The sequence below is a fragment of the Myroides odoratimimus genome (assembly GCF_030326305.1).
Classification (GTDB): Bacteria; Bacteroidota; Bacteroidia; order Flavobacteriales; family Flavobacteriaceae; genus Flavobacterium; species Flavobacterium odoratimimum_A.
This window is the reverse complement of sequence record NZ_JACAKB010000035.1, coordinates 14,915-28,185: the sequence shown is the minus strand read 5'-3', so window position 1 is coordinate 28,185 and position 13,271 is coordinate 14,915. Positions and strand designations below refer to the sequence as shown.

Here is a 13,271-nt window from a genome sequence, read left to right as displayed (position 1 = left end):
CGCCTTGGTACGGATCCGTATGCCAGGTGGTGTGAGAGGTCGGCTGAAGAAATAATCTTCAGCCTCCTACTCGATTGTAATCTATTGAATAGTCTATAGCTTAAGAGATTCTGAAGGTTTAGCAGTACCTCTATGACACATAGCACATGATACTACATCTATTGTTTCAGGCTTCGGGTGATTTTGCCAATTAAAGTTCTCTGCATTGATCTTTTGAGTCATTGTGATCATGTGTCTTGCGAACTCCTTTTCTTTTTTTGAATCTGCAGCAAAATCCAATTTGTCTGTTCCTTCTACTGTAGTGTGACAGTATCCACATTTCACTCCTAAAGCATCATTATAACCTCTCATTAGTCTTTTCAGGCTGTCATTAGAAATATCTTTAGGCAATACCTTTAAGTTTTCCCATTCTGTATCTCCTGCTTTACTTTCTGTTATAAGAGTCGATGAGCTAAATGCAAATAATGTTACTAATACACCTAAACAGCTTAATATGCTCAATACATTTTTTATTTTCATAATTATCTATTTTAAGTTCTGCTTACCAAATTAAGCAAACTAACATTTGGATTGATTATAAATTAAGGTATTGAGAGATAAGGGATTAAATTATTTTACTAATATTCCCTTTTTAGTAGTAAATGGCAATGTCTGTAGGTGTGCGTCTCCTAGAGAGTCCTGAATGAAGGTATATGTCTTATCATATAATTTACCTCCTTGGAAGAAAGTAAGCATAAATGAATTACTTAGTTTAAAAACCGACTCATCTAACAATTCTATTTTTACATTTTCTTTTGGAGCAAGTGATTTGAAGGCATGTCTAAATACTCCAGTACCTCTTACTTCACCATCTATCTCACCTATCGCTTGGGATACTACAAGTATAGCTTCCATTTCTTGATCTGAGTTATTGAATAGATATGCATACCATGAGTCTGCTAAGAACTCTTCATTGTATTCTTTTATAATCGCAATCTCGATATCTTTTACTACTGGAATCTCGATGTCTTTTTTCATTGTATTAAAATTTTAGGCAAAGATAAACGATTTTGTCCTAAATATGGTAGTGATTAAACAGAGGTAAACTTGGTCTGATATTGTAGTATGTATCATTTATTGAATGTTAATTTTTAGGTTAATTATATGTTTTGTGAAGGGGTGTATTTGTTTTGATTTTAGTGATAAAGTAAGTAATTTAAAATAATGATATTTTAGTTGTAACAAATCACTTAAATAAAGTACTAATTGTTATAATAAATATTTATAGCAATGCGTAAGTTGTTTGTTTTTCTAGAAAAGAAAAGATTGTCTCGAAGCAATGATAAGACCATGAATACAATATTGGTTGTCTTTAAATGGATAGCAATAGTGTATTTTGGTTTACTGTTTTTAGTGATGGGGATGAGTGGATTCTTTATTATTGAAGATATGAATCTAGGTATGGGATCACCTATACAGGTAGTTAGTAGATTTTGGATGTATTATATGGTGATGGAGATGTTTATGAGGTTTGCACTTCAGAAGTTGCCGACAGCCAGTATAAAGCCGTTGCTAGTACTGCCCTTCCCCAAGATTAAGATCGTGAACTTCTATATAGGGAGCTCATTCATCAGTGCGTTTAACTTTATTCAGTTATTATTTATTCTTCCATTTGCGATAGTTAGTATTGTACAGGGATATTCTGTTCTAGGAGTAATCGCTTGGATGATAGCAGTCTATTTATGTGTGTGTACGATGCATTTTGTCAACATACTGATAGAATCTTATAAATCTGTTTTTATAGCTGTTATAGTAGTATTCGGTTTATTAGCTGTGATTCAGTATTACCAATTATTTGACAGTACTTTATACACGCAGCACTTGCTGTATAGTGTGTATGAATATCCTGCATTAGTATTAGTTTACGGTGGAGTATTATGGATCGCTGTTAAGATGACTATGCGTTACTACGTTAAGAATATGTATATGGATGATCTGCTAAAGGTCAAAGTAGAAGTAGCTACTACACGTGAGATGAGATGGTTAGATGGATTTGGGACATATGCTTCTTTTCTTAAGAATGATTTACGACTAATCACCAGAAATAAACGAGCACGTACTACAGTGTTAATGAGTGTATTATTTATGTTCTACGGATTTTTTATACTTCGCCCAACAGAAATGGGAGGGTATCCGACCTTTATGTTAATCTTCGTTGCCTTCTTTGTTTCAGGTGGTTTCTTGATGATGTTTGGACAGTATGTGCCTAGTTGGGATTCTTCATATTACTCTTTTATGATGACTCAGAATATCACGTATAAGAATTATTTAAAGTCAAAATGGTTAATTATTGCATTGGGAACTGGCGTGTCTATGTTGGCGGCGGTATTGTATATCTGGACGAGTATGGATCTAGTGTATTTGATCATTGCGAATGGAGTGTTTAATATTGGTATCAATGGTTATATCGTATTATGGGGAGGTGCTTATCTAAAAAGCCCTGTAGATCTAACTGCGAATAAGAATGTGTTTGCAGATAAGAATGCATTTAATCTAAGGGTAATGCTGATCTCGCTACCGAAGCTATTTTTGCCTATTCTAATCTATTATATCGGCTTTTGGGTATATGGTTTTTGGGGAGGATTTACCTTGCTAACCTCAGTAGGAATCATAGGAATGTTCTTCCAAAATTTGGCGTTTAAGTACATAGAGAAAATTTATAAACAAGAAAAATATAGCACAATAGAGGCTTTTAAATCTAAGTAATATGATAGTAGTAAATAATTTAGTAAAGTCTTATGGTCAACAGACTGTTTTAAATATACCTAGTTTAGAAATAGCGAAAGGACAAAGTGTTGGATTGGTGGGGAATAATGGAGCAGGTAAAACAACTTTTTTTAGCCTTCTGTTAGATTTAATCAAACCAACTCAAGGGAGCATTTCTAATAAAGGGTATGTAGTTAGTGAAAATGAGGAATGGAAAAAGTATACAGGATCATTCTTTGATGATTCTTTCTTAATCGGGTATTTGACACCTGAAGAATATTTTTATTTCATTGGTGAATTGAGAGGGATGTCTCGTACAGATATAGAGAGTTATTTAAATGAATATGTAAGTTTCTTCAATGGAGAAGTACTGAATCAACGTAAATATTTGCGTGATTTCTCTAAGGGAAATCAGAAAAAGGTGGGTATTATAGCGGCTTTTATGGGAAAACCGGAGTTAGTTATCTTAGACGAACCTTTTGCTAACCTAGATCCGACTACACAGTTGAGATTAAAAGAATTGGTAAAACAGAAAATGAAAGAGAGGGAGATCACGATTATTATATCTAGTCATGATCTTCAACATACTTATGAGGTATCTGACAGAGTAATCGCCTTAGAAAAGGGACAAATCATGAAAGATGTCCTGACACAAGATATCACATTTGATGCATTAGAAGAGTTTTTTCAGGTATAATAGAGTGGACTTCTTCTTTGTTTCAGTATAAGTAAATAGACTTAATACATTATGGTATAATGACATTGATTTAGATTGTGATTATTAGGTTAAAATAAAAATAGGAGAGTCAGTAGACAAGCTTTGATTTCGGTATTGATGAATGAGAAGAAAGCGTTTCGCTTGCACTTCTTAGGGGATTGCTAGGAGTTTTCTCGGGGTTTTCTTGCCTAGAAGGTGCTTTTCTCGAAGAATTGTGCCAGAAACCCTCAAGCAATCTCCTAGTAGGTCAAAACAAAACTGTCTTTAGTCTAGTGACAAGAGCGGATAAGAAATAGAATTCAGGTGTATTTATTTCTAAAGATGCTGTCTAGATATTTTTTTGTTCAGTTGTTTATAGTTGTGTTTGTTGTACTTCTGATGTTATTGTAGCAAGCCCACTATTAATCGAACATAAAGAGAGAATATTGCTTAGTTGGTTAGTTAGCAGAACTCTAGTGAATATATTTTGCTAGAGTTTTTTGTTTGTAGTTATTTCCTAATATTTCATAGAAGTAGGACAATAGAAAATATTCTATCTTGTGAATGTTTTAGTGATATGAGGTTAGATTTCTATAGGATGTTATAAATTGACTGAGATATTGCGATAAGTAGTGTAAATTACTTTTATAGGTTTTGTTTCTGTAGAACTTTAAAAACTTTTAAAATACTGTAGAAGTATTACTAAAAGTAATGTATTTTTACGTTTTGTTATATACTAAAATAGTGAATTTGTAGTTTTTAAGTAAAGCTCATTGTGTTGAATACTCGTTTTAAATATCTGATTTTTTTAGTTTTACTTCTTTTAGGAGCGGCTTGTTCTGTAAAGAAAGATAAGTTATTGAATAGGGGGTATCACGCGATGACTACTCGGTATAATATTCTGTATAACGGAGAATTAGCGTATGATGAGGCTTTAGTCTCTTTAAAAAAGGATTACTATGATGACTTTTGGGAGATACTACCTGTAGAGCGTATTGATATTAAGATAGATTCTACACGTGAGTTTGATAGAGGTAGATCACTAGAGTCTAAAAAAGGGTCTATTCTGGAAAACGTGCAATTAGATGGAGCTAATGTTACAGGTGAAGAAGAGCAAGGAGAGGTAGGATTTAGACGAGCAGAGGACAAGGCTGCTAAGGCTATACAGAAGCACTCTATGTACATAAAAGGGCGTGAGCGCAACTTCCAGATCGATGATGCTTATCTGATGTTAGGACAGGCTAGATACTATGATGGCCGTTTTGTACCTGCATTAGAAGCGTTTAATTATATCTTGTATAAGTATCCGGACGGGAGCTTAATAAATGATGCTATCATCTGGCGTGAGAAATCTAATGTGCGCCTTACTTATGATGATATTGCGATTAAAAATTTAAATGAATTTCTTCGAGATAAAAAAGATAAACTAAAGAAGCAGCAAGTAGCAGATGCGAATGCTACGCTTACTCAAGCTTATATTAATATAGAGGAATATGCCTCTGCAATACCCCCTTTAAAGATAGCTATAGAACACACTAAGGATAAGGAAGAGTATGCAAGATATACTTTTATCTTAGGACAGCTATATGCTAGGTTAGGTAAAGAGATGGAAGCGAATGAGGCTTTCGGTATTGTAATCGATATGAATCGAAAGAGCCCTCGATCTTATGTGATACAGTCTCATGCGCAGCAGTTTGGGCTGAAGCCTACTCAGGCTAAAGATTCGGTAGCATTCTTAAAGAAGTATAAAAAACTAATTAGAGATAGAGAGAACAGAGAGTATCTAGATGTATTACATCGTCAGGTAGGGCTGTTCTATGAAGGAAGTGGTAACACTAAAGAAGCATTAAAATCGCTAAAAAGAGCTGTTAAGCTAAGTAAAGGTGATAAGCAATTAAAGTCTAAAAACTACTTGAGTATAGCTGAGATTTACTTTAATGAGGCTGGTTATGCATTGGCAGGTCAGTACTATGACAGTGTCTTATCTATCATGCCTGCTAAGGCTAAGGAGCGCTTTAGAATCACTAAGAGACGTGATGCATTAAGAGATGTTGTAAAATATGAGAGAGTCGCTCATGTGAATGATAGTGTACTTCGATTAGTAGCGATGAGTGAAGATCAGCGTATTGCTTATTTTCAGAAATATGTAGATGATCTAAGAAAAGAAGATTTTAGAAAGCTACAGGCAACACTTAAAAAGCAAAAAGGTGGCAATCAGAATTATTTTAATATGGCGACTTTTGGAGAGGCTATCGATGTTGCTTTAGGTACAAATAATCAGCAGACAGGAGGTAGTTCTACTTTTTATTTCTATTCAACACAAGCAGCTGCTTTTGGGAAGACTGAGTTTAGAAGAAAATGGGGGAATAGGCCTTCTGTAGATAATTGGAGATGGGCTAGTGATATACAAGAGGCACAGAATAATGCTGTGGCAGAAGAACAAGCAGCTCAGAATGCAGGTCAAAATAATAGTGCTGAAAAGTTTAACGATACTAGGTATGATATCAATAGCTATATTTCTAAGATTCCAACTGATGAAAAAGAAATAGCTACTATCAAGAAGGATAGAGACTTTGCTTATTTCCAACTGGGATCTATGTATGCAGATAGATTTAAGAAATATGATTTGGCTAGTCAAAGATTAGAATCGTTATTGACCTTTGAGCCTACAGAGAGATTGATTCTACCGAGCATGTATAAGCTCTATAAGATATACTTAGAGATAGATATGACAAGGGCATTAGCCATGAAGGATAGGATCATCGGTCAGTATCCTAATTCTAGATACGCTAAGCTATTACAGAATATGTCTAGGGATAAAATAGATGACTTATCACCAGAGCAGATTTATGCTCAGGCGTATAAGGTATATGCGGAAGGGACGGATTATAACAATGCGTTGCGAACTATAGATCGCGCTTTAGAGCGATTCGATGATGATGGATATGTAAGTAAGTTAGAATTGCTAAAAGCGCATGTAATAGGTCGATTGAAGGGAATAGAGGCTTATAAAGAGGCCTTGAACTTTGTGGCATTAACATATAGTTCTTCACGTGAAGGGCGAGAAGCAGAGGAATTGTTGAAAACCACTATCCCAATGTTAGAAAGTAGAGAGTTCTCAGTAGGAGACTCTAATAATTGGAAAGTAGTATTATTGATTCAAGATAAGGAATCAAGTAGTAACCAGTTGATTAGTCGTAGATTTATACAGTTTGCAACTGTTAATAGCAGTAAGGGAATAAAGTATTCTGAAGATCCGTATATTGGTGTAGGAGAGTTCTTTGTGTTACATGGATTTAAGACTAGAGAGGATGCTGAGTATGTAGCAAGAAGTGTGGATAGTAACGCTGTCACTATTAGTACTGATAACTACGTTATCGTCCAGATAAAGAAAAATTGGGAGAAATATATAACTCCATCAGAATAAGGTTGAAAAAAAAAGTAAAAAATTATGTTCCAAAAAACAAAGAATGGTGGGCCTATAGATCACTTAGGTAAAACGAATAGAATTATTGAGGCTACAATAATTAAAGGCGATATTGAAGCAGTGACAGATTTGCGTTTAGATGGTGTCTTACATGGTAATCTAAAAGTAAAAGGTAGAGTAGTAGTAGGACCTCAAGCTCAGGTTATAGGAAATGTAGAGTGTGAGAATGCGGATATAGAAGGCTTAGTAGAAGGAGCCTTAAAAGTAAAGGACCTATTGCATATCAAAGAAACTGCTGATGTAAAAGGAGACCTTATTGTGGGTAGACTTTCTGTAGTACCAGGGGCTAAGATTCAAGTGAAATGCGATATGGCTATAGCAGGAAACGGAGAGCAAAGTTCTGGTAAGAAAGGAAAATAAATAGAAGTGAAAAAAAATTCAGGGCCAAACCGTTGGTTAAGTTTGATTAATATCCCTATTCAGATGGGGGTAACTATTTACTTGTTTCACTTGTTAGGTACTTGGTTAGACGATAAGTATAATTTAGTTGATGGATTAGCAAATAAAATTTGTACGTTAATTGGAGTAGGATTAGCTTTGTACCAAGTTATAAAACAAGTAAATCAATTAAATAAAGATTAATGGATAAAGAAACAGTAAGTTTAAGTTTAAAGCTTTTTGGAGTTTTAGCAGTTATATTTGCAATTCATTTTGCACTTTTTACATATACTGATTTTGGTCAGTCATTTGTAGAATTAGGGTATTCATTAGCGGGTTTTTATGGCTTTGAATTTATTTTTTCTATAGGAATATTATTTGCTATGCAAGGTATAAAAACGAGTATGCCTAACAGTTTAGGATATGTGTTTTTAGGCTTTATTACAGTTCGGTTATTGGCTAGTTACCTATTTGTGAGAGAAGGATTAGATAGCGATAATGTAGATGAACTATTTAAGTATAATTTTCTGTTAGTAGTCTTGATTTATCTTGGCGGAGATGCTTTTATTGCATATCGTATTTTAAATAAGAAGGTTAGTTAACAAAAAGATAATAAAAAAAAGTTTCGCAAGAAAGTATGAAAGTCTAAGATTTATTGTACTTTTGCACAAAATTTTAAGAACCATAAATATTCAAGAAGTTAAGGTATGGTGACTCTGAAGAAATCACTGAATTTATTAGCAGCTGTAATTTTTACAGCATCGTCGGTATTTTCGTACGCACAAAGTAATGCTCAGAAGCTTGAAGAATCTATTCAAGAAACAGAGCAGTCAATTGAAGAAACAATCGCTGCTGTAGAAGGTACAGAGCATGTAGAAGGTGAAAAAACACAAGCTGAAAAAGTGCAAGATCACATCACGCACCACTTAGCAGATGATTACTCTTTTATATTCTTCTCTGACGAGGCTACTGGTAAACACTATGGGTTTCCATTACCAGTTATTTTAATAGACAATGGTCTTAAGGTATTTATGTCATCAGAATTTGACTACGGGAATAAAGTAGTTGAAAAAGATGGACAACACTACAAGTTATATCACAGTAAGATATACAAAACTGATGCAGCTGGTACTATCGAGTACGATGCTGAGCATCATCCTACTAATGAGAAGCCATTAGATTTTTCTATCACTAAAAACGTGGCATCATTATTATTTACTACAGTATTAATCTTCCTTATGTTCTTAAGCTTAGCTAAGACATACAAAAAAGGACCGAACAACTTGCCAAAAGGTTTTGCAAGAGCTTTAGAACCAATGGTACTTTATGTTCGTGATGAAATGGCTATTCCAAATATCGGAAAAGATAAATACAAGAAGTTCATGCCATACTTACTGTCAGTATTCTTTTTAATTTTCTTATTGAACTTATTAGGATTGACACCACTAGGATTCAACGTTACAGGAAGTATTTCGGTAACTGCGTGTTTGGCAATCTTTACATTCATAATTACACAGTTCTCTGCTAACAAGGATTATTGGAAGCACATGTTCTGGATGCCAGGTGTACCAGCACCAATGAAATTGATGTTGGCACCTATCGAAGTATTAGGAGCATTAATTAAACCATTCTCATTGATGGTTCGTTTATTCGCTAACATTACAGCAGGTCACTCAGTAGTATTTGGTCTTATAGCTATTATTTTCGTGATGAAAGAAGCTTTAGGTACTGCAGGAGCTGTTGGGATAGGATTCTTCTTATCAACGTTCTTAGTTGTGTTAGAGATCTTAGTTGCGTTCTTACAAGCGTTCATCTTTACAATGTTATCTTCATTGTTTATCGGAATGGCTGTAGCGGAGCACGAACATGATGAGGCTCATCATTAATAGAATTAAATTAGAATAAAAATAAAATTTGTTTAATTAATATAAATCAATCACTATGACATTACCAAACATTATTGGTGCAGGTTTAATCGTAATCGGAGCTGGTTACGGATTAGGAAAAATCGGATCTTCTGCAATGGACGCTATCGCTCGTCAACCAGAAGCTGCTGGAAAAATCCAAACTGCAATGATCATTATTGGAGCTTTATTGGAAGGTTTAGCATTCGGTGCTTTAATCTTAGGTAAATAATCCAAGACAAGTAAAAGAGTTTATCTGTAACGGTTGGTTGCAGATAAACTTCTTAATTAAACAACATAGGTATTAAAAAGTATAATTTTAGATAATGGATAAATTAATTAACGATTTCGGTTTTGGATTATTTTTCTGGCAGTTCATCATTTTATTGGTGATTGTATTCATCCTAGGAAAATTTGCATGGAAACCAATTGTAAATGCTTTAGAGGCTCGTGAAGAGGGTATCGCTGATGCATTAGCAGCTGCTGAAAATGCTAAAAGAGAAATGGCTAATTTAAAAGCTGATAACGAGAAATTATTAGCAGAAGCTCGTGCTGAGCGTGATGCTTTAATTAAAGAAGCTCGTGAGATTAAAGAAAAAATGTTAGCTGACGCTAAAACTGAAGGTGAAGCTGTAGGAGCAAAAATGATTGCTCAAGCAAAAGCTGCTATCGAAAGTGAAAGAGCGAGTGCTATCGTTGAGTTAAAAACTCAAGTTTCTTCTATTTCTATTGAAATTGCTGAGAAATTATTAAAAGAACAATTAGCTAACACTGAAGCTCAATCTAAATTGGTTGAGAAGATGTTAGACGAAGTTAAATTAAACTAATAAAAGGATCATTATGGTAAGCACTAGAGCAGCTGCAAGATATGCAAAAGCAATGCTAGAAGTTTCTGGTCAAAAAGGAAATGCTGAGGCTATTAATAGCGATATGATCTTGATCTCTGAATCAGTATCTCAAAGTGAAGACTTAAAAGTGTTTTTAACTAATCCTATCGTGAGTGGTGAGATTAAATTAAATGCTTTGTTAGAAGTATTCGCTAATGTTGATCAAAGTACTAAAGAATTGTTTAAAGTGCTTAAAGCGAACAATAGATTTGAAATCTTAGGTGTAATCGCTTTACAGTTTCAAGAGCAATACGAAGCTTTGAAAGGTATAGAGAGAGTTGTAGTTACTACGGCTGTTCCGATGGATGCCGCTTTAGAGAGTAAAGTTTTATCTAAAGTTCAAAGTTTAGCTCCTGGAAAACAAATTGTTATTTCAAATCTAGTAGATGCTTCTATCTTAGGAGGATTTATCTTGAAAATGGGAGATAAACAGTACAATGCTTCAATAGCGAATCAATTACAAGTTTTAAAAAGAGAATTAACTAATTAAAAAATCACCGCACGAATGTTCGTGTATAAACATAGATAAAAATGGCGGAAATTAAACCAGCTGAAATATCAGCGATTTTAAAGAAACAATTATCTGGATTTAGCTCAGAGGCTTCTTTAGAAGAAGTAGGAACAGTACTTGAAGTAGGAGATGGTGTTGCTCGTGTATACGGGTTGACAAATGCTGAATACGGAGAGCTAGTTGTATTCGAGAATGGACTAGAGGCAATGGTGCAGAACCTTGAAGAGGATAATGTAGGTATTGTATTGTTAGGAGCTCCTACTGGTGTTAAAGAAGGATCTACAGTAAAAAGAACAGGTCGTATCGCTTCACTTAAAGTAGGTGAAAAAATGGTAGGACGTGTTGTTAATACATTAGGTCTTCCAATCGATGGTAAAGGTGCTATCGAAGGTGATTTATATGAGATGCCATTAGAGCGTAAAGCTCCTGGGGTAATCTACCGTCAACCAGTAACTGAGCCGTTACAAACAGGTATTAAATCTGTTGATGCCATGATTCCAATCGGACGTGGACAACGTGAGTTAGTAATTGGTGACCGTCAAACAGGAAAAACAACTGTTTGTATCGATACTATCTTAAATCAAAAAGAATTTTACGATGCTGGGCAACCAGTATATTGTATATATGTAGCTATTGGACAAAAAGCTTCTACTGTAGCAGGTATTGCTAAAACTTTAGAAGATAAAGGTGCAATGGACTATACTATTATCGTAGCTGCTAATGCTTCGGATCCTGCTCCAATGCAAGTTTATGCTGCAATGGCAGGTGCTGCTATCGGAGAGTACTTCCGTGATACAGGGCGTCCTGCATTAATTATCTATGATGATTTATCTAAACAAGCGGTAGCTTACCGTGAGATGTCATTAATCTTACGTCGTCCACCAGGTCGTGAAGCTTACCCTGGAGACGTTTTCTACCTTCACTCAAGATTATTAGAGCGTGCTGCTCGTATTATCGGTGATGATGAAATCGCTAAGAACATGAATGATTTACCAGAGTCTATCAGACCATTCGTTAAAGGTGGTGGTTCATTAACTGCTTTACCTATTATCGAAACTCAAGCTGGTGACGTTTCTGCTTATATCCCAACTAACGTAATTTCGATTACTGATGGACAGATATTCTTAGAATCTGATTTATTTAACTCAGGTGTTCGTCCAGCTATTAACGTAGGTATTTCTGTATCTCGTGTTGGAGGTTCTGCTCAGATTAAGTCAATGAAGAAAGTAGCTGGTACTTTAAAACTTGATCAAGCTCAATACCGTGAGTTAGAGGCTTTCGCTAAGTTTGGTTCTGATTTAGATGCTGCTACAATGAACGTTATCTCTAAAGGACAACGTAACGTTGAGATCTTAAAACAAGCTGTTAACGATCCATATACTGTAGAAGATCAGGTAGCTATTATCTATGCAGGTTCTAAAAACCTTCTTAGAAGCGTACCAGTTTCTAAAGTAAAAGAGTTCGAAAAAGATTATTTAGATGCTTTAAACTCTCGTCATAGAGATGTATTAGATCAATTAAAAGCTGGTAAATTCACTGATGAAATTACTGGTGTACTTGAGAAAGTAGCTAAAGAAATTTCTGCAAAATATTAAGAAATAATGTTTGTCTACAAGTGATATCATGTCACTTGTAGATAAATTTATATACAATTTACAATGGCAAACCTTAAAGAAATACGTAATAGGATTTCATCAATCGGATCGACAATGCAGATTACTTCTGCTATGAAGATGGTATCTGCAGCTAAGCTTAAAAAAGCTACTGATACTATTATGGCTATGCGTCCATATTCAGAAAAGTTGACTGAGTTGATTCAAAATGTTAGCGCAACTTTAGAAGGTGATAATTCAGGAGTATATTCTCAAACTAGAGAGATTAAAAATGTTCTTCTTGTGGTTATTACTTCAAACAGAGGTTTGTGTGGTGGTTTTAATGCGAATATTATCAAACAGATTAATGCGCTTAAAGCTACTCAATATAAAGACGTTAATGTTGATTTATTGACAATTGGTAAAAAAGGTCACGATATATTACGTAAATCTTTTACTGTAATTGAGAACAAAAGTGATTTGTTTGATCATGTAGATTTTGCAAATTGTGCTGTTATAGCTGAACAAATGATGGAAGCTTTCGTTGAAGAGAAGTATGATTCAATTCAGATCGTTTACAATCAGTTCAAAAATGCTGCTACACAAGATGTAGTAACAGAACAGTTTTTACCATTGTTACCAGTTGAAACTAGTGAGAATGCTAGTTCTGACTATATTTATGAGCCTTCTAAAGAAGAGATTATTAATACATTAATTCCTCTTTCTTTAAAAACTCAATTATTAAAAGCTGTTGCGGACTCTGTAGCTTCTGAACATGGAGCTCGTATGACTGCGATGCACAAAGCAACTGATAATGCTAAGGACTTACGTGATGAATTAACGTTAAGTTACAACAAAGCTCGTCAAGCTGCTATTACAAATGAAATTCTAGAAATTGTTGGTGGTGCTGAGGCATTAAACAACTAATCTGAATATTATACTTTTAAAAAAGGGATACTCAATTGAGTGTCCCTTTTTTTGTGCTATTAATTGATTTAAGGCGCTTTTTGATATATGAAGTCTGTTTGTTTGTGGATGGATAGTAAGTTGCTTAAGAAGCTTTTAATGTA

14 protein-coding genes are annotated in these 13,271 nt (G+C 34.6%); 12 read left to right on the top strand and 2 right to left on the bottom strand.

Features of this window, described 5'->3' with window-relative positions; all coding sequences use genetic code 11:
- Positions 1-93: 93 nt before the first annotated feature.
- Positions 94-519 (bottom strand): c-type cytochrome, encoded by a 426-nt coding sequence (locus HX049_RS16425; RefSeq protein WP_286417236.1) that lies wholly within the window; start codon positions 517-519, stop codon positions 94-96.
- Between the two features lie 90 nt (positions 520-609).
- On the bottom strand, positions 610-1,017 hold the full coding sequence (locus tag HX049_RS16420; protein ID WP_131540412.1) for a hypothetical protein: 408 nt from the start codon (positions 1,015-1,017) through the stop codon (positions 610-612).
- A gap of 312 nt (positions 1,018-1,329) precedes the next feature.
- Here HX049_RS16420 and HX049_RS16415 point away from each other — a divergent pair, with 312 nt between their 5' ends.
- The 12 genes from HX049_RS16415 to atpG all read left to right on the top strand — a co-directional run bounded on the left by HX049_RS16415 (position 1,330) and on the right by atpG (position 13,128).
- Entirely contained in the window at positions 1,330-2,745 is a 1,416-nt protein-coding gene (locus tag HX049_RS16415; RefSeq protein WP_286417234.1) for a DUF5687 family protein, read from the top strand.
- 1 nt (position 2,746) lies between these two features.
- On the top strand, positions 2,747-3,442 hold the full coding sequence (locus HX049_RS16410) for an ABC transporter ATP-binding protein (protein ID WP_286417231.1): 696 nt from the start codon (positions 2,747-2,749) through the stop codon (positions 3,440-3,442).
- Between the two features lie 775 nt (positions 3,443-4,217).
- On the top strand, positions 4,218-6,869 hold the full coding sequence (locus tag HX049_RS16405; protein ID WP_286417228.1) for a tetratricopeptide repeat protein: 2,652 nt from the start codon (positions 4,218-4,220) through the stop codon (positions 6,867-6,869).
- Between the two features lie 24 nt (positions 6,870-6,893).
- Positions 6,894-7,289, top strand: a complete 396-nt coding sequence (locus HX049_RS16400) for a bactofilin family protein (protein ID WP_286417226.1) — start codon at positions 6,894-6,896, stop codon at positions 7,287-7,289.
- A gap of 6 nt (positions 7,290-7,295) precedes the next feature.
- Positions 7,296-7,511: an AtpZ/AtpI family protein gene (locus tag HX049_RS16395; protein ID WP_006257840.1), complete on the top strand. Its 216-nt coding sequence runs from the start codon at positions 7,296-7,298 to the stop codon at positions 7,509-7,511.
- Positions 7,511-7,909, top strand: coding sequence for a hypothetical protein (locus tag HX049_RS16390; RefSeq protein ID WP_131540417.1), 399 nt, complete (start codon positions 7,511-7,513; stop codon positions 7,907-7,909). Before HX049_RS16395 ends, HX049_RS16390 begins: the two co-directional genes overlap by 1 nt.
- A 105-nt stretch (positions 7,910-8,014) precedes the next feature.
- Positions 8,015-9,193, top strand: a complete 1,179-nt coding sequence (gene atpB / locus HX049_RS16385) for a F0F1 ATP synthase subunit A (protein ID WP_006262511.1) — start codon at positions 8,015-8,017, stop codon at positions 9,191-9,193.
- A 55-nt stretch (positions 9,194-9,248) separates the two neighbouring features.
- Positions 9,249-9,443: an ATP synthase F0 subunit C gene (gene atpE, locus HX049_RS16380; protein WP_006257837.1), complete on the top strand. Its 195-nt coding sequence runs from the start codon at positions 9,249-9,251 to the stop codon at positions 9,441-9,443.
- Positions 9,444-9,537: 94 nt separating this feature from the next.
- Positions 9,538-10,038, top strand: a complete 501-nt coding sequence (locus tag HX049_RS16375) for a F0F1 ATP synthase subunit B (protein WP_131540418.1) — start codon at positions 9,538-9,540, stop codon at positions 10,036-10,038.
- A 13-nt stretch (positions 10,039-10,051) separates the two neighbouring features.
- Positions 10,052-10,588 carry an ATP synthase F1 subunit delta gene (gene atpH / locus HX049_RS16370; RefSeq protein ID WP_131540419.1) on the top strand — a complete coding sequence of 179 codons (537 nt, stop codon included), beginning with the start codon at positions 10,052-10,054 and terminating at the stop codon, positions 10,586-10,588.
- 41 nt (positions 10,589-10,629) lie between these two features.
- Complete coding sequence (gene atpA / locus HX049_RS16365) at positions 10,630-12,204, top strand: F0F1 ATP synthase subunit alpha (protein ID WP_131540420.1); 1,575 nt, start codon at positions 10,630-10,632, stop codon at positions 12,202-12,204.
- A 63-nt stretch (positions 12,205-12,267) separates the two neighbouring features.
- On the top strand, positions 12,268-13,128 hold the full coding sequence (gene atpG / locus HX049_RS16360) for an ATP synthase F1 subunit gamma (RefSeq protein ID WP_286417224.1): 861 nt from the start codon (positions 12,268-12,270) through the stop codon (positions 13,126-13,128).
- The last annotated feature ends 143 nt before the right edge of the window (positions 13,129-13,271 follow it).

Bases quoted from the DNA above. Each gene is read 5' to 3' on its own strand.
- atpE (WP_006257837.1), top strand. From the start codon at position 9,249: ATGACATTACCAAACATTATTGGTGCAGGTTTAATCGTAATCGGAGCT.
- HX049_RS16400 (WP_286417226.1), top strand. From the start codon at position 6,894: ATGTTCCAAAAAACAAAGAATGGTGGGCCTATAGATCACTTAGGTAAA.
- HX049_RS16420 (WP_131540412.1), bottom strand. From the start codon at position 1,017: ATGAAAAAAGACATCGAGATTCCAGTAGTAAAAGATATCGAGATTGCG.
- atpB (WP_006262511.1), top strand. From the start codon at position 8,015: ATGGTGACTCTGAAGAAATCACTGAATTTATTAGCAGCTGTAATTTTT.
- HX049_RS16375 (WP_131540418.1), top strand. From the start codon at position 9,538: ATGGATAAATTAATTAACGATTTCGGTTTTGGATTATTTTTCTGGCAG.
- HX049_RS16410 (WP_286417231.1), top strand. From the start codon at position 2,747: ATGATAGTAGTAAATAATTTAGTAAAGTCTTATGGTCAACAGACTGTT.
- atpA (WP_131540420.1), top strand. From the start codon at position 10,630: ATGGCGGAAATTAAACCAGCTGAAATATCAGCGATTTTAAAGAAACAA.
- HX049_RS16425 (WP_286417236.1), bottom strand. From the start codon at position 519: ATGAAAATAAAAAATGTATTGAGCATATTAAGCTGTTTAGGTGTATTA.
- HX049_RS16415 (WP_286417234.1), top strand. From the start codon at position 1,330: ATGAATACAATATTGGTTGTCTTTAAATGGATAGCAATAGTGTATTTT.
- atpG (WP_286417224.1), top strand. From the start codon at position 12,268: ATGGCAAACCTTAAAGAAATACGTAATAGGATTTCATCAATCGGATCG.
- atpH (WP_131540419.1), top strand. From the start codon at position 10,052: ATGGTAAGCACTAGAGCAGCTGCAAGATATGCAAAAGCAATGCTAGAA.
- HX049_RS16390 (WP_131540417.1), top strand. From the start codon at position 7,511: ATGGATAAAGAAACAGTAAGTTTAAGTTTAAAGCTTTTTGGAGTTTTA.